Annotated in this window: 13 protein-coding genes; 5 read left to right on the forward strand and 8 right to left on the reverse strand. The window is 73.0% G+C overall.

Translation table 11 applies throughout. From position 1 onward, the window contains the following. Positions 1 to 112: 112 nt before the first annotated feature. The 7 genes from ABT345_RS30925 to ABT345_RS30955 all read right to left on the reverse strand — a co-directional run bounded on the left by ABT345_RS30925 (position 113) and on the right by ABT345_RS30955 (position 6,560). Entirely contained in the window at positions 113 to 1,723 is a 1,611-nt protein-coding gene (locus ABT345_RS30925) for a class I adenylate-forming enzyme family protein (RefSeq protein ID WP_345080783.1), read from the reverse strand. Beyond that, on the reverse strand, positions 1,720 to 2,544 hold the full coding sequence (locus ABT345_RS30930; protein WP_345080786.1) for a class I SAM-dependent methyltransferase: 825 nt from the start codon (positions 2,542 to 2,544) through the stop codon (positions 1,720 to 1,722). The genes ABT345_RS30925 and ABT345_RS30930 overlap by 4 nt, the downstream gene beginning before the upstream one ends. Further along, complete coding sequence (locus ABT345_RS30935) at positions 2,541 to 3,665, reverse strand: DegT/DnrJ/EryC1/StrS family aminotransferase (RefSeq protein WP_345080789.1); 1,125 nt, start codon at positions 3,663 to 3,665, stop codon at positions 2,541 to 2,543. Before ABT345_RS30935 ends, ABT345_RS30930 begins: the two co-directional genes overlap by 4 nt. Beyond that, on the reverse strand, positions 3,662 to 4,870 hold the full coding sequence (locus tag ABT345_RS30940; RefSeq protein ID WP_345080792.1) for a DegT/DnrJ/EryC1/StrS family aminotransferase: 1,209 nt from the start codon (positions 4,868 to 4,870) through the stop codon (positions 3,662 to 3,664). The genes ABT345_RS30935 and ABT345_RS30940 overlap by 4 nt, the downstream gene beginning before the upstream one ends. A 92-nt stretch (positions 4,871 to 4,962) precedes the next feature. Then, a complete protein-coding gene (locus ABT345_RS30945) occupies positions 4,963 to 5,493 on the reverse strand; it encodes an EF-hand domain-containing protein (protein WP_345080795.1) in 531 nt (176 codons plus the stop codon). Between the two features lie 25 nt (positions 5,494 to 5,518). Next, positions 5,519 to 5,944: a hypothetical protein gene (locus ABT345_RS30950; protein WP_345080798.1), complete on the reverse strand. Its 426-nt coding sequence runs from the start codon at positions 5,942 to 5,944 to the stop codon at positions 5,519 to 5,521. A 91-nt stretch (positions 5,945 to 6,035) separates the two neighbouring features. Continuing rightward, positions 6,036 to 6,560, reverse strand: coding sequence for an EF-hand domain-containing protein (locus ABT345_RS30955; protein ID WP_345080801.1), 525 nt, complete (start codon positions 6,558 to 6,560; stop codon positions 6,036 to 6,038). Between the two features lie 507 nt (positions 6,561 to 7,067). On the opposite strand from ABT345_RS30955, the gene ABT345_RS30960 reads away from it, so the two are divergent. From ABT345_RS30960 to ABT345_RS30980, 5 genes are all read left to right on the forward strand, one after another. Continuing rightward, a complete protein-coding gene (locus tag ABT345_RS30960; RefSeq protein ID WP_345080803.1) occupies positions 7,068 to 8,045 on the forward strand; it encodes a UbiA family prenyltransferase in 978 nt (325 codons plus the stop codon). Then, positions 8,042 to 9,394: a protoporphyrinogen/coproporphyrinogen oxidase gene (locus tag ABT345_RS30965; protein ID WP_345080805.1), complete on the forward strand. Its 1,353-nt coding sequence runs from the start codon at positions 8,042 to 8,044 to the stop codon at positions 9,392 to 9,394. Before ABT345_RS30960 ends, ABT345_RS30965 begins: the two co-directional genes overlap by 4 nt. Positions 9,395 to 9,519: 125 nt before the next feature. Beyond that, positions 9,520 to 10,398 (forward strand): SAM-dependent methyltransferase, encoded by an 879-nt coding sequence (locus ABT345_RS30970; protein WP_345080809.1) that lies wholly within the window; start codon positions 9,520 to 9,522, stop codon positions 10,396 to 10,398. A gap of 458 nt (positions 10,399 to 10,856) precedes the next feature. Next, on the forward strand, positions 10,857 to 11,771 hold the full coding sequence (locus ABT345_RS30975; RefSeq protein WP_345080811.1) for a nitroreductase/quinone reductase family protein: 915 nt from the start codon (positions 10,857 to 10,859) through the stop codon (positions 11,769 to 11,771). A gap of 226 nt (positions 11,772 to 11,997) precedes the next feature. Beyond that, complete coding sequence (locus ABT345_RS30980; RefSeq protein ID WP_345080813.1) at positions 11,998 to 12,141, forward strand: hypothetical protein; 144 nt, start codon at positions 11,998 to 12,000, stop codon at positions 12,139 to 12,141. Here ABT345_RS30980 and ABT345_RS30985 read toward each other — a convergent pair. Next, complete coding sequence (locus tag ABT345_RS30985; protein WP_345080815.1) at positions 12,131 to 14,380, reverse strand: family 2 encapsulin nanocompartment cargo protein terpene cyclase; 2,250 nt, start codon at positions 14,378 to 14,380, stop codon at positions 12,131 to 12,133. The two genes, ABT345_RS30980 and ABT345_RS30985, sit on opposite strands and share 11 nt — an antisense overlap. Positions 14,381 to 14,408: the final 28 nt, after the last annotated feature.

Consider the following 14,408-nt stretch of genomic DNA (forward strand, 5'->3'; position numbering starts at 1 on the left):
CCCACCCCACCCCCCCCCCCCACCGCCGCTGCGCGGCCCCCGCGCCCCGGGGGCGCCCCCGCCCCCCCCCCGTCCGGGGCCGCGCCCGCGGTCCGTGCGCGAAGCGCCGACGTCACGTCCACCGGCCGGAGCCCAGCGGCTCGGAGGCCCGCGGCCGTACCAGACGGCGCAGCTCCAGACGGCGCACCTTGCCGGTCTCGGTGCGCGGCACCTCGTCCCACTCCCGTACCAACGGCTCCGCCATCGCGGGCAGATCGCGGACCGCCACGGCCCATGCCTCCGGGTCGAGCGTGCCGTCCGCGGTCACCAGCACCGGCAGCAGCTCCGGCCCCGGCACGCCCAGGACGGTGCATTCGACGACCTCGGAGAGCCGGTCCTCGATCACGTCCTCCAGCTCCACACAGCTCGCGCCGGGCACGGTGTCGACCTCCCGGTCGGTGAGGATCAGGCTCCCGCCGCGGGTGAGCACCCCGATGTCGCCGGTGTTCCACCACGGCCCGTCGGCCTTCGCCGCCCAGCGGTCCCGCTCGCCGACGTACCCCACGCACCGCGCCTTGGTCCGGGCGAGGACCAGCCCGGGCCGGCCCCGGCCCACCGGGCGCAGGGTCTGCGGGTCGACCACCCGCAGCCGGGTCCGTCCGGGCACCGGCCGCCCCAGGTCACGGGTGGTGGGGTGGCGCTCCCCGGTGTGCTCCAGGGACTTGCGGGTCAGCAGCCGGAACGTCAGCGGGCCGGTCTCGGTCTGGCCCCAGCCCTGCAGCCAGCGCGGCTGCCGGCGCCCGGAGGCCGCCAGGAAGCTGCGGACGGTCGGCGGGTGGATCGCGTCGAAGGTGGAGACGTAGAGCCGGACGTCCTGGAGCGCGGCGCTGCGGCGGGCGGCCAGATCGCGCCAGGTGACGAAGGTGGCCGGGGACGCCTCCAGAGTCGTGGGCGGGGTCGCCAGCAGCGTCTGCTCCGCCGTCCGCGGGTCGTGGTCGGCGAGGAGGACGACCGCGCGCGGCTCCAGGTGCAGCACGCTGATGGTCCAGGGCACCGCCCGGCCGTGGGTGAACGGATCGGCGCTCGCCACCGTGTCGGAGCGGCGGGTGGCGACCACCGGAACCCGGTTGCACTCGAAGTGGGCGAGGCGGTGGACGATCGTCCGGGTCGAGTGCTCCACCAGCTTGGGCAGTCCGGTCGTCCCGGAGGTGTGGTGGATGACGACGGTGTCGTCGACCGCGCGCGAGACCACCGGCGGGACGTCGTGCCCGTCGACGTCGGCGGGCGTCAGGATCTCCCCGGCGGCGGGCCCGTCGTAGGGGACGCCGCCGACGAGGAGGGTGCGCGCGGCGTGCGCGGTCAGGTCGGTGCCGGGGCGGGCGGTGAGGGTGCTGGCCGAGGTCACCAGCAGCGCCGGGTCGAGGCGTTGCAGCAGGTCGCGGAGGGCGTCGCCGCGCAGCCGCGGGGAGAGCAGCGCGGGTACGGCGCCGAGGCGGGAGGCGGCGCAGGCCAGCAGGACGGTGTCCCAGTGGTTGGGCTTGACGACGGCCACCCGGTCGCCGGCCCGGACGCCGGCGGCGGCCAGCCGTGCGGCGGTCTGCCGCACCAGGTCGGCGATCTGCTCGATGCCGTACTCCGTCGGGCCGTCCGGCGCCAGGTCGAAGGGGCGGCTGAGGTGCACGGCGGTACGGCTGCCGCGGTCGGCCAGCAGGTCGAAGAGGGTGCCCAGGGCGGGGGGTTTCACGGTGCCGTACGCACCTTTCCGGAGGTGTCGGGGGCGGGCCGCCGTCCGTGGACGGTGACCATCACCTGGGAGAGCCAGCAGTGGGCGGGGTCGGTCAGCTCCGTCTGGGCGCGGGCGAGGCGTTCCTCGGTGACGGCGCCGCGGGCGAGCATCGCGGGGGCCAGGTGCTCCAGCCAGAGCGCGAACCAGCGCGCCGCGTCGCCGCCGCCGCGCACCACCGCCGAGCGTCCTTCCGCGACGATGTCCACCAGCCCGGCGTCGGTGGCGAGTTGGACGTCGAGCAGTCCGCAGCGCGGGTGGTAGCCGGAGGCGCACATCACGTCGTAGGCGGCGCGTTTGACGTCGCTCAGGAAGTCGTCCTGCGCGGGGTGGCTGAAGAGGGCGGCGGTGTCGGTGTCCTCCAGGACGAGGTGGCCGCCGGGCTTGAGGGCGCGGTGCAGGCGGTCCACGGCCTGCTGCCGGTCGCCGACGTGCTGGAGGACGAGACGGGCGTGGATGAGGTCGAAGTGGGCCTCGGGAAGGTCGTCGGTGACGACGTCGTGGCGGTGGACGGCCACTCCGCGGCCGGTCAGCCACTTCAGCCGCTCGGTGTCGAGATCGGCGGCGACCACCTCGCCGCTCGGGCCGACCCGGTCGGCCAGCCAGGCGGCGACGGAGCCGCGCCCGGCGCCGATCTCCAGACAGGACCAGCCGGCCGTGACGCCGGTGGCGGCGAGCCGCTCCCGGGTGCCCGGGTCCCAGAGCGCCTCCCCCAGGGCGAGACGTTCCTCCTCCCGGGCGAAGGCGGTGGCGAAGACATAGCCGTCGGTGGTGGGCGTCATCGGCGGGCCCCTTCCGTGGCGAAGGCACAGACGGCGTCGGCGACGTGCTCGACCTGCGCGTCCGTGAGATGCGGGTAGACGGGCAGGGCGAGCTGTCGGGCCGCGGCGCGCTCGGCGTGCGGCCAGCGCCGCCCGGCCGGGGCGTACGGGGCGAAGGCCGGCTGCCGGGGCAGCGGCAGCGGGTAGTAGACGTGCGAGGCCACCCCGCGCTCGGCGAGATGGTCGCGGAGCGCGTCGCGCCGCTCGGCGAGGAGCGAGTAGACGTAGTAGCAGCGGCCGTTGCGGCCGGGCGGCGGGGGCAGGACACCGGCCTCGCGCAGCGGGGTGAACCGCTCGGTGTAGTACGCGGCGATGCGGGCCCGGCGCTCCAGGCGGGCGGCGAGCCCGGGCAGCCGGTGCAGTTGGAAGGCGGCGAGGATCTCGTCGAAGCGGCTGTTGTGGCCCAGGCGCTGGTGGACGAAGCGCGGGCCCTCCTGGCCGTGGTTGCGCAGCGCCCGTACGGCGTCGCCGAGCGCCGGGTCCGAGGTGAGGACGGCGCCGCCCTCCCCCGCCGTGCCGAACGTCTTGACCTGGACGAACGAGAAGACCCCGGCGTCGCCCCAGGTGCCCGCGGGGCGGCCGTCGAGCACGCCGCCCTGGGCGACGGCGGAGTCCTCGACGAGGCGGAGACCGCGGTCGTCGGCGAGCTTGCGCAGGGCCGGCATGTCGGCCATCACGGAGAACATGTGGGCGGGCATCAGCGCCTTGGTGCGCGCGCTGACCGCCTCGTCCATCGCCTGGGGGTCGGCCACCATCGTCCAGGGGTCGATGTCGGCGAAGACGGGGGTGGCGCCGAGGCCCGCGACGGTGTTGGCGAGCGGTGCGCAGCCGTAGGCGGGGACGACGACCTCGTCGCCGGGGCCGATGTCCAGGGCCCGCAGCACGAGGGTGAGCGCGGAGGTGCCGCTGGAGCAGGCGATGACGTCACCCGTGCCGTACAGGCCGCGCAGGGCGTCCTCGAATGCGGCGGTGCGGGTGCCGAGGATGAACTTCTGGTCGGGCGTGGTGCCGATCTCGTGGACCAGGTCGATGAGGACCTCGCGGTCCTGCTCGAAGAGGTCCGGCGGGAAGAAGGGGATCAACGGGCGGCCCTCCCGGTGGCGAAGCGGCGGATGAGGTCGCAGACCCGGTCGACGTCGTCGGTGCCCAGATCCGGGTAGAGGGGCAGCGCGACGGTCCGCTCACAGGCCCGTTCGGCGTGCGGGAACTGCCCCTTGCGGTACCCGAGATGAGCGAAGCAGGGCTGGAGGTGGAGCGGGACGGGGTAGTACGTCTCGGTGCCGACGCCGTGCTCGGCGAGGTACGCGACGAGTGCGTCGCGGCGCTCCACCTCGATCAGATAGACGTAGAAGACCGGCTCGGTGGGGACCTCGTGCGCCACGAGGGTGGGCAGGCGGAGCACGCCGGGGGTGTCGCGGAGCCGTTCGGTGTAGGCGGCGGCGAGGGCGGCGCGGCGGCGGATGTCCTCGGCGAGGGCCGGGAGTTTGCCGAGGAGGACGGCGGCCTGGAGGTCGTCCATCTTGCTGTTGACGCCGATGAGGTCGGTGGGGCGGTTGATGCCCGGGAAGTGGCCGAGGGTGCGGCCGTGGCGTCCGTGGTGGCGCAACGCCGCGACGGTTTCGGCGAGTTGCGGGTCATCGGTCAGGAAGGCCCCGGCGTCGCCGAGCGCGCCGAGGGTCTTGGTGGGGAAGAAGGAGAGCACACCGCCGGCGCCGAGAAGCCCGGCGTGGACGCCGCCCCAGCGCATGCCGATGGCCTCGGCGCTGTCCTCCAGGACGGTCAGGCCGTGGCGTTCGGCGACGCGGGTCAGGCCGCCCATGTCGGCCAGCTGGCAGAAGAGGTGCACCGGCATCAGCATCCGGGTGCGCTCGGTGACGGCGGCGTCCGCGGCGGCCGGGTCGAGGCCGTAGCCGACCGGGTCGATGTCGGCGAAGACGGGCGTACCGCCGGCCAGGGCGACGGAGGAGGCGGTGGCCATGAAGCTGAAGGCGGGGACGACGACCTCGTCGCCGGGGCGCAGCCCGCAGGCGCGCAGGGCGAGGACGAGGGCGTCGGTGCCGCTGTTGACGCCGACGGCGAAGCGGGCTCCGGTCCAGGCGGCCAACGCCTGCTCGAAGCGGGCGACTTGGCTGCCGTGGGAGAACTTGCCGTCGTCGGCCACCTCGGTGAGGCGGTCGCGGATGGCGGGCCAGCGCTCCTCGAAGGAGCGGGCGTGGGTGAAGAAGGGCACCGGGCGGGGCGGGGCGGCGGGCCCCCCGGTGCGGCCGGTTGCGGTGTGGTGGTCCATGGGTCCTCGGGGTCGGTACCGGCGGGGCGGGCCGGCGGCGGGAAAGGGCCGGGCCCCGCACCCGTCGGCGGGGGTGCGGGGCCCGGGGTGGGTCACAGCAGGGCGACGTCGAGCTCGCCCGTGTGGTACTTGTGCACGGCCTGGACGAGTTCCTCGACGGTCAGCTTGCCGTCGCCGTCGGCGTCGATGGCCGCGAACGCGGTCTCCGCGGTCTCCTCGGGGCTGCCGATCGCGCGGATCCAGGAGCGGAACTCCTTGGGGTCGACCTGGCCGTCGCCGTCGGTGTCGCAGAGCCCGACGATGGAGCTGATGGTCGGACGCAGCACCTTGTCGAAGCCCTCCGCACCGCGGGCGAGGACCTGGTTGCCGGCCAGCTCACGGAACTGGTCGAGGTTGATCGAACCGCCCTCCTCGATCCCGGCGTGACCGGCGAGGTAGTCCCACATACCGAGGTAGGCGGTGAGCACGGCCGCGCCGCGGTCCGAGGACGGGGCGGTGTCGAAGGCACGGAGGATGCGCTGGGCTTCCTCGTCCCAGTCGCTGCGGTCGATACGGCCGTCGCCGTCCCGGTCCCACAGCTCGAAACGGCGCTGGAGTCGCTCTGCCTGAACGGAGTTGGTCATGAGGTTCTTCTTTCTCAAGAGAGGGTCATTGATAGGGCGCGGGGGTGCGCACGGCGGCTCCGTGGTCGCCCCCGCCGCGGGCCGCGGCCCACAGGAGGTACAGCGCGGCGACGATCGGCAGCACCAGCGTGATCAGCTGGGTGACGATGTCGACGGCCGAGAACATCGACAGATGGTGCGTGTGGAAAAGAAGGTGCGGCACGGAGAAGACGAGCTGTGCCAGTGCGGCGGCCCGGACGAGGGGCGGCCGCGGCGCGCGGGCGGCGCAGAGCAGCACCGCCGCCAGCGCCACCACGAGCGAGCCGAAGTCCCGTACCAGATGCTCGTTGTACGGGGCGAACACGGCGACCCATCGGCGGCCCGGCAGCGGGAAGTTCCGGAAGAAGCTGTGGGGCAGGAAAAGCGCCCACGCTCCCGGAACGCCCTGGACCAGGGCCGATACGAGCAGCACCGCCCGGATCCGTACCGTCCGTGGGCCGGTCCGGCCCACACGCAGTGCGGGCCGGAAGGACCGGACCGCACCGCGGGCTGGGAACACCAGGTCAGACGCCGAGCAGCGGGGCGTCCAGCTCACCGGCGTGGTAGCGGCCGACCGCGTCGACGATCTCCTGGACGGAGAGCTGGCCGTCGCCGTCGGTGTCGACCGCCTGGAAGGCGGCCGCGGCGTCGGTGTCGGCGTTGATGGCCTGCAGCCACTTCTGGAACTCGGGCGGGCTGATCTGGCCGTCACCGTCGGTGTCGGCCAGCTGGACCATGCCGTGGATGCTGGGGAGCAGGACGCGGGCGAATCCGGCCGGTCCCTCGGCGAGCACGTGCTCCTCGGCCACCTGCACGAACTGGTCCTTCGTCAGCGTGTCACCGGCGCCGGCCCGGTCGCTGAGGTAGTCGAACAGCGTCGGGTAGGCGTGCAGCAGCAGCTGCGCGCGGGGCGAGTCGGCCGGCTCGCCGAACGCCTCGACGATGCGGCGCGCCTCGTTCTCCAGGTCCGCGCGGCCGATCTGGCCGTCGTTGTCGGTGTCGTAGAGGTCGAAGCGCTTCTGGAGGCGTTCCTGGGCCTTGTTGGACATGACACTCCTTGAGGAATGAATGACGGGCGGAATGAGCGACGAAGGACGCCGGAAATGCGGCCGCGGGAGAATGACGCGGACAACTTGCGCCGCAGGCGTGACGGACGCAAGGAACGGTGTCGTGAATTACACACGACGCCTCTGGGAAACCCACCGCTCTCACGGCGCTTCGTGCAATCCAAGAATGTCCCAGCCGGACCGACGTATGCACCGGATGGAGCAAGGACGATCCGTACGAGTGACATCGGCGCCCGTTTCCCGCCACCGGCGCATATCTGGACAGATGGGTTGGAGAAACGTTCTGAGCTGGCCATCGAGAAAGGTCAAGCACGCCGGGAGGCCATCCGGGCAGCGCGACCCGTTCGAAGCCGCGCCTTGAAAACGATCACCTGATCTGATGAACATGCACAACTGGCCCCTCAGTGGGTTCGCGGCGTCTCATACCGTCACTTCCGATTGATATTCGGCGGGCCGTATTCGAGGCCTGCCGTGACCACGGAGAGTTCTGTGACCCCTGATTCCCCTGGCGCCGTAGCGATTGCGCCACCCGTCTCCTCGGGAAAATTCGCCGCTTATTGCAGACTGGCCAAACTCGACATTTTCGACTACTACCTCAGCCTCGCCGTCGCCTGGAGCCTGCTGGCCGCGCCGCTGCGCACGGACTCCACCGCCCTCGCGGTGCTGGCGCTCTTCGGCCTCGGCATGCTCTGCCTCGTCGCCGCGATGACCACGTTCGACGACGTGACCGGGTTGCGCGACGGCAGCGACGCGGCCAACTACGGTCCCGATGCGCCGCTGCGCAAGATCCGCCGCAAGCCCCTGCTGGCCGGGACGCTCACCGAGCGGGAGGCGATCCGCTTCGGCTGGGCCACGGCCGCCGGGTGCGTGCTGCTGTGGGGCGCGGCCGTCGCCGTCGCCCCGCACGCCCCGTGGTGGGCGGTGGCGACCGCCGCGCTGTGCCTGGTCACCTCGGTGCAGTACTCCTACGGATTGAAGATCAGCTACCACGGGTGGCAGGAGATCTTCATGGTCGCCCTGGGCCTGGGCCTGGTGGTGGCGCCGTACGGGCTGCTCGCCGGGCAGGTCAGCGGCTTCGCGCTGGTCCAGGGCACGCTGTTCGGTCTGGGCCCGCTGCTGTTCGGCGTCTACTCCAACACCAACGACCGGGCCGGCGACGCCGCGGTGGGCCGTCCGACGGTGGCCGTGCTGACCACCGAGCGCGGCAACAAGGTCTTCATCGGCGCGGTCTCCGCCGTGGAGAGCGTGCTGATCGCGGCGGCGACGGTCACCGGGATGGCCCCGTGGTGGTTCCCGCTGGCGATGCTCCCGGTCGTCGCGCTGCGCGTCGCGCAGTTCGTGACGGGTGTGGTCCGCGGCCGGATCCTGACCGCCCGCAAGCTCGGTACGTACACCCACCGGGTCTCGGTCGTGGCGCTGGTCGTCACCAATGTGCTGCTCACCGCGGCGGCCGGCGGTGGGGCGTGAGCACCGCCCACGACGTCGTGGTCGTCGGTGCGGGGATATCGGGACTGGCGGCCGCGGACACCCTGCGGCGGGCCGGCCGCTCGGTCACCGTGCTGGAGGCCGCCGACGCCGTCGGCGGGCGGATGCGCACCCATCGCGCGGACGGCTATGTCATGGACACCGGCGCCGAGGTGCTGTCCGTCGCCGGATACGACGCGACCTGGCGGCTCATCCGCCGTACGGGGCTCGGCCCGGCGGAGACCACCCGGATTCCGCACCCCGTCGCCACCTGGCGCGACGGCCGGGTGCACCGTCATGTCGGTTCGCCGCGCGCCCTGCTCGGCGGCGGCGGTCTCTCGCTCCGCGGCCGCGCCGCGCTCGTCCGCTTCATGGCGACGGAGGGCCGCCGCCGGGCCGCCTACGACCCGGATCTGCCGGAGCGCACCCCGCTGGGCACCCTGACGCTGGCGGAGTACGCCCGTGGCTACCGTTCCGAGCTGCACGACTTCCTCTTCGAGCCGATCGCCGGCTGCTTCTTCGGCTGGGACACCACGCGCTCGGCCGCCGCGCCGTTCGTCACCAACATGCTGGCCTGCGGCTCCACCGCGCGCTGGCGCAGTTACACCGACGGCATGGACACCCTCGCCCGCCGCCTGGCCCACACGGCGGACGTCACGACCGGCTGTACCGTCCGCGAGGTGATCACGGCGGCGGGCCACGCCCGGGTGGTCACGGACGCCGGTACGCTCACCGCCCGCGCGGTGCTGCTCTGCGTCCCGGCACCGGTGGCGCTGCGGCTGCACGTCAACGCGCCCGAGGCCGATGTGCCGTACCTCTCGGCCTGCGGCTACGTCCCGCGGCTGAAGGTGAGTTACACGCTCGACCGGCCGCTCCAGCCGCGGACGGGCGGGTCGGCCTACGCCGTGCTGCTGCCCGCGGCCACGGAGCCGGATCTGTCGGGCGTGATGCTGGAGCACAACAAGGGCTGCGGCCGGGCCCCGGAGGGCCGCGGTCTGGTGTCGCTGCTGGCGGCGCCCGAGGCGGCCCGGGAGCTGATCGACGCGCCCGAGGGCGAGATCCTGGCGCGGCTCGGCGACGCCGCCGCCCGCTATCTGCCGGAGCTGCGCGCGGCCACGCTCCGTACGTTCGTGCACCGCTGGCCGCACGGCATCCCGGAGGCCACGCCGCGGGCGCTGGCGCACCGCGACGCCTTCCTCGCCCGCGACGCCGCGCCCGTCGAGTACGCCGGCGACTGGCTGATGCTCCGCCCGAGCAGCGAAGGGGCGGTGCGCTCCGCGGAGTTGGCGGCGGCGCGCGTCCTGTCGCGGCTGCCGCAGGCGGCGCCCGCCCTGCCGGGCCGCTCCCGCTGACCCGTCGTGCGCACGCCGCTCCGGCCCGGGGCGGGCGGACGACGCACGCCACCGGGCCGGACTTCCCCGTCCGCCGTACGGCACCGCCGTGCCCGGACGCCACCGTCACCCTGCAAAGGACCCTCATGACCAGCACCGTCGAAGAGAACACCGACGAAGCCAACCCGGTCGTCCGCAACGCCTACGAGCAGCAGCTCCAGGGCTACTGGGACACCAAGACCACCGATGACATCAATCTCCTCCTCGGCGCCGAAGACGGGCTGTACCACCACCACTACGGCATCGGCGGGTACGACCCCGCCGTGCTCGCGGCGCCGCCCGAGCAGCGGGAGGCGCTGATCCTGCGGGAGATGCACCGCATGGAGAACGCCGAGACGGAGCTGATCCTCGACGCGCTGGGCGACATTCCGGCCGGGGCGCGCGGCATGGACGCCGGTTCGGGCCGCGGCGGCACCTCGTTCATGATCGCCGAGCGGTTCGGCTGCCGGATGGACGGCGTCAACTTCTGCGCCCACCACATCGCGTTCGCGGAGCGCGTCGCCAAGGAGCGCGGCTGGGACGACCGGGTGCAGTTCCACTTCGCGAACATGCTGCAGACGCCGTTCGCGGACGGGTCGTTCGACTTCATCGTCAGCAACGAGACGACGATGTACGTCGATCTGCACGACCTCTTCGCGGAGTTCGCGCGGCTGCTGCGGCCCGGTGGCCGGTACGTCTGCGTCACCTGGTGCCGTAACGAGACGGTGGCGGACCGCTCCGACGCCTCCCGCCGGATCGACGAGCACTACGTGAGCCGGATGCACCGGCGCGGCACGTACTTCGAGGCGATGGCGGCCAACGGGCTGGTGCCGTTCCACGTGGGGCGGCACACCGCCGAGGCGATCCCCTACTGGGAGCTGCGTGACCATTCAGAGCGGCGTACCGGTGTGGAGAAGCCGTTCCTGGAGGGCTACCGCGAGGGGAGCATGGACTATCTGGTGATCGGGTGTGAGCGGGTGCGCTGACCCGGTCCGGCCGGTGGGCCGGGCCCGTTCCGACCGGCGTCGTCGCCTTGTGCGGCGGCGCCGGTCGGCGTGTTCCGCCGGTTGCCGCGAGGGCGGTCGCGTTGACAAGAGGCGGGTGACTGCCGGTTAATGGGGCCCGGTGGCGCGTGGCACCGGCCAAAGAGCACTGGGCCGGCCGGTGGCCGGGCGTGCACCCCGATCGTGAGGGGCCTGCCGTGAGTACGTACTCCACGCCCTGTTCTTGACGTAGTTCCGCCGCCGCCCGGCGCCGTTTTCCGTGGCGTCCGGCGTGCGGCCGCTTGGTCGAGCCGTTCTTCTTCCTCTGCCGCGACGCGGTCGGGCGGGCCGTGCCCGTGCCGCCGCGCCGCGTTCCCGGCCGGTCCGTCCCGCAGCTGCTGCGGGGCGCCGGTCTCCGTCGCCGCGGCCGAAGCCGCCTGTGTTCCCGGAGTCGTTTCCGTATGTCCCTGTCCTTCAACCGGTCCGTCATCGAGGAGTTCCGCGCCCACGGCGGACGGGTCGGTGGCCCCTTCGAGGGTGCCGATCTGCTGCTTCTGACCACCACCGGGGCCCGCTCGGGTCTCCCCCGGACGACGCCTTTGGGGTATGTCCGGCGCGGCGGCGCGCTCCTGGTCGTCGCCTCGAATCTCGGTGCGCCGCGCCATCCGGACTGGTACCGCAATCTGCTCGCCCGTCCCGTCGTCCGGGTGGAGGTCGGCACCGAGGCGTTCGAGGCGCTGGCGGTGCCCGCCGAGGGGGCGCGGCGGGCGGAGCTGTTCCGGGAGGTGGTGCGGGTGGCTCCCGGGTACGGCGACTACCAGGCGGCCACCGCGCGGGAGCTGCCGGTGGTCGAGTTGGCGGCGGCGGAGCCGGACGGCTGGGCGGGGCCGCGGGAGGTCCGCACGCTGGCCGACAAGATCCTGGAGGTGCACGCCTGGCTGCGCGGGCAGTTGCGGCAGGTGGCGGCGGAGACCGAGGCGCATTTCGCGGCGCGGGATGCGCACCGGGGGGACGGCGCGCCGCCGGTGCCGGGGCTCGGGTTGCAGATCCGGCAGCGGTGCCTGGCGTTCTGCCAGGCGTTGCGGTTCCACCACGACGGGGAGGACGGCCATGTCTTCCCGGTCATGGCCGGGCACCATCCGGAGCTGGCGGAGGTGTTCGCGCGGCTGGGTGCGGAGCACCGGGTGATCGCCGGGATCCAGGAGCGGCTGGCGGCGCTGCTGGCCGGCGTCGGGGTGGCCGAGCCGGAGCGGTTCCGCGATGAACTGGGGCGGATGTCGGCGCAGTTGTTGGCGCATCTCGCGTACGAGGAGGAGACGGTCGTGCCGCTGCTGGCGGAGGTGCCGTGGCCGCCGGTGCCCGGCGGGCAGGGGTGACGGGGCCCGGTCCGCCTCGCGCGGGGCGCGGGTTTCCGGTCATTGCCGGGTGTCGTGGACTGGTCAAGGGCGGCGGAGGGTACGTCGCTTCTTCAAGCAGGCGACGCAAAATCGCTGGGCAGCTGGCGTATCTGCACATATCATGCACACCATGTGCTCAAGTTCTGCACCTGGGGCGTTTCACGCCCGGTCTCTGACCGAGGTGAACGCCGCCATAAGGGCGTTCATGACGGCACGGGCCGGGCGTTCGCTGGGGCCCGAGGAGCAGGCCGAGTACGAGCAGCTGCTCGCGGCCTGGTCGGCCGCCGTCGCGCGGACGCCGGACGCCTCCCGTACGGAGCGCCCGGCGTCCGCGCCGCTCACGCCGTAACCCGCCGGGGCCGCAGGCGGGCCGCCGCGGTGCCCAGGCCGGTGGGCCCGCCGAGGCGCCGGCCGTGGGCGGCGACCGGGCGGCGCAGCTCCGCCTCCTCGTAGCGGTGGCAGCCCTCGTGCCAGATGAGGATCCCGGCGAGCCAGTGCTTCAGCTCCTCCGCGTAGCCGGTGAGCGTGGCGCGGGCGGCCGCGTCGAGTCCGAACTCGTCGAAGAGGGCGGGCAGCTCGACGGCGAGGATGTGCTCGAACTCCCGCATCCGGGAGGTCATCAGGTCGTTGACGATCTCCAGCGCCTCATTCATCCCGCAGTCGAAGAAGTGCTGCACGACGAGGACGGCGTTGTGCACCTCGCCCTCGTACTGGATCTCCTTCCGGTACGAGAACAGGTCGTTGAGGAGTCCCGCGTAGTCCGCGGCCGCGTTCTCCATGGCCTGGACGGGGCGGGTGCGGTAGATCTCGGGCGGGACGGTGCGGCCGTGGCCGAGCCGGGAGAGGCTCATGGTGAGGTCGGCGCCGAACGTCTGGCGGCGCATCTCGATGTAGTCGACCGGGTCCGGGATGCGGTTCGCCCAGTGGTTGCCCAGCTCCCACAGCCAGCTTCCGGTCATGTCCTCGATGGTGCGGCGGAAGGTGCGGCGGGCGGCGGGGGTCATCGGGCCCGCGGTGCGCCGCCACAGATCGGCCAGTCCGCGCTCCAGCGGATTGAGCGGCTCGGGCAGGTCCGCACCGGATTCGACGGGCATGAAGGAGGCCAGCCGTTCGGTGCAGGCACGGGCGCCGGCCGCGTCGCGGGTGCGGCCGAAGACCACCGGGTAGTAGTCGTCGCCGTAGGTTCCCCAGGTCAGCCAGCCGGTGGTGAGGTCGAGGCCGTCGGGGGTGGCGTCCGGGTGGATGCCGGCGGAGCAGAGGGCGAAGTCGAAGGCGCGGAGCTTGTGCTCGTCCCAGATGACGGGCGGCGCGGCGGCGCCGCCGGGCGGTGCGGGCGGCTGCTCCAGCATGCCCATGCGGCGCGCCCAGCCGACGATCCGCTCCCGGGAGCCCGCCAGATGCGGGGAGAGCCGGGTGGTGTACGGCAGGTACAGCTCCGGGAGCCGCACCTCGCCGACGGTCTGGAAGGGCACATGGGTGTGCTGCCGGATGCGGGTCGGGAGGGTGGCCGCGAGGGAGGTGGCGATGCGGGCGGCGGAGGTGCCGAGGCCGGTGGGCGGGCCGAGGACGGGCGTGAGGGCGCCCGGCTTCTTGTCCGCGGCGGCGTTCATGTAGCGGCTGGAGCGCAGATGCCATTCGTGGCCGCCGGACTGCCAGTCCTGGAGCCCCTTGACGTAGGCGGCGATGTCGGCGCAGGCGGCGGGGGCCAGGCCGTGTTCGGCGCAGAGGACGGGCACCTCGGTGAGCGCGGTGTGTTCGAACTGGTGGAGGCGGGAGGTGAGGAGGTCGTTGACGGCGTCGGCGGCCTCCTGGGTGGTGCAGCCGAGGAAGGTCTCGAAGACCAGGACGCCGTTGGAGAGTTCGCCCTCCTCCTCGATCTCGCGCTGGTAGGAGAAGAGGTCGTTCCGCAGGTGGACGGCGTCGGAGAAGGTGTCCTTGAGGACCCGCAGCGGACGGCTGGCGGCGACCTCCGCGGGGATCTCGGCACCCGCCGCGTACTCGACCAGCCCGGCGGACCAGGGGGCGCCGCCGACCTTGCGGCGCATCTCGATGTACTCGACGGGGTTGGCGATGCGGCCGGTGCTGATGTTGGCCAGCTCCCAGAGCGACTCCTCCAGGAGGTGCTGGGTGTACTCCGCGAAGCGGCGGCGCCAGTCGCGGGACATCGCCGGAACGGTGCGCCGCCACAGGTCGGCGAGGCCCTTCTCGACGGCGTTGACCGGCTCGGGCGGCGGCCCGGCCGGGTCCACCGGCATGAAGGCGGGCAGCCGGTCGAGGTAGGCCTTGGCGCCCGCCATGTCCTGGCCGCGTTTGAAGCTCTCCAGGAAGTGGTCGTCGAAGAAGAAGACCCAGACGTACCAGTCGGTGACGGTGGCGAGTTCGGCCGCCGGGGCGTCGGGGTGGGTGTAGGCGCAGAGCAGGGCGTAGTCGTGGGCGTCGAAGTCCCGCTCGTCCCAGATGCCCGACCCTTCGATCATCTCCATCTCGCGGGCCCACGCCTTGGAGTGGTCACGGACCGCCTCCAGGTGGGGGTTGAGCCGTGCGGGATACGGCTCGTAGAACTCCGGAAGTACGAAGGGCTGTGTCATCTGCGCCTCACCTCGTCTCGTCGTGTCC

The organism is Streptomyces sp. NPDC000404 (assembly GCF_040300365.1).
GTDB classification, from domain to species: Bacteria; Actinomycetota; Actinomycetes; order Streptomycetales; family Streptomycetaceae; genus Streptomyces; species Streptomyces ramulosus.

Bases quoted from the DNA above. Each gene is read 5' to 3' on its own strand.
- ABT345_RS30980 (WP_345080813.1), top strand. From the start codon at position 11,998: ATGACGGCACGGGCCGGGCGTTCGCTGGGGCCCGAGGAGCAGGCCGAG.
- ABT345_RS30970 (WP_345080809.1), top strand. From the start codon at position 9,520: ATGACCAGCACCGTCGAAGAGAACACCGACGAAGCCAACCCGGTCGTC.
- ABT345_RS30945 (WP_345080795.1), bottom strand. From the start codon at position 5,493: ATGACCAACTCCGTTCAGGCAGAGCGACTCCAGCGCCGTTTCGAGCTG.
- ABT345_RS30930 (WP_345080786.1), bottom strand. From the start codon at position 2,544: ATGACGCCCACCACCGACGGCTATGTCTTCGCCACCGCCTTCGCCCGG.
- ABT345_RS30955 (WP_345080801.1), bottom strand. From the start codon at position 6,560: ATGTCCAACAAGGCCCAGGAACGCCTCCAGAAGCGCTTCGACCTCTAC.
- ABT345_RS30975 (WP_345080811.1), top strand. From the start codon at position 10,857: ATGTCCCTGTCCTTCAACCGGTCCGTCATCGAGGAGTTCCGCGCCCAC.
- ABT345_RS30985 (WP_345080815.1), bottom strand. From the start codon at position 14,380: ATGACACAGCCCTTCGTACTTCCGGAGTTCTACGAGCCGTATCCCGCA.
- ABT345_RS30940 (WP_345080792.1), bottom strand. From the start codon at position 4,870: ATGGACCACCACACCGCAACCGGCCGCACCGGGGGGCCCGCCGCCCCG.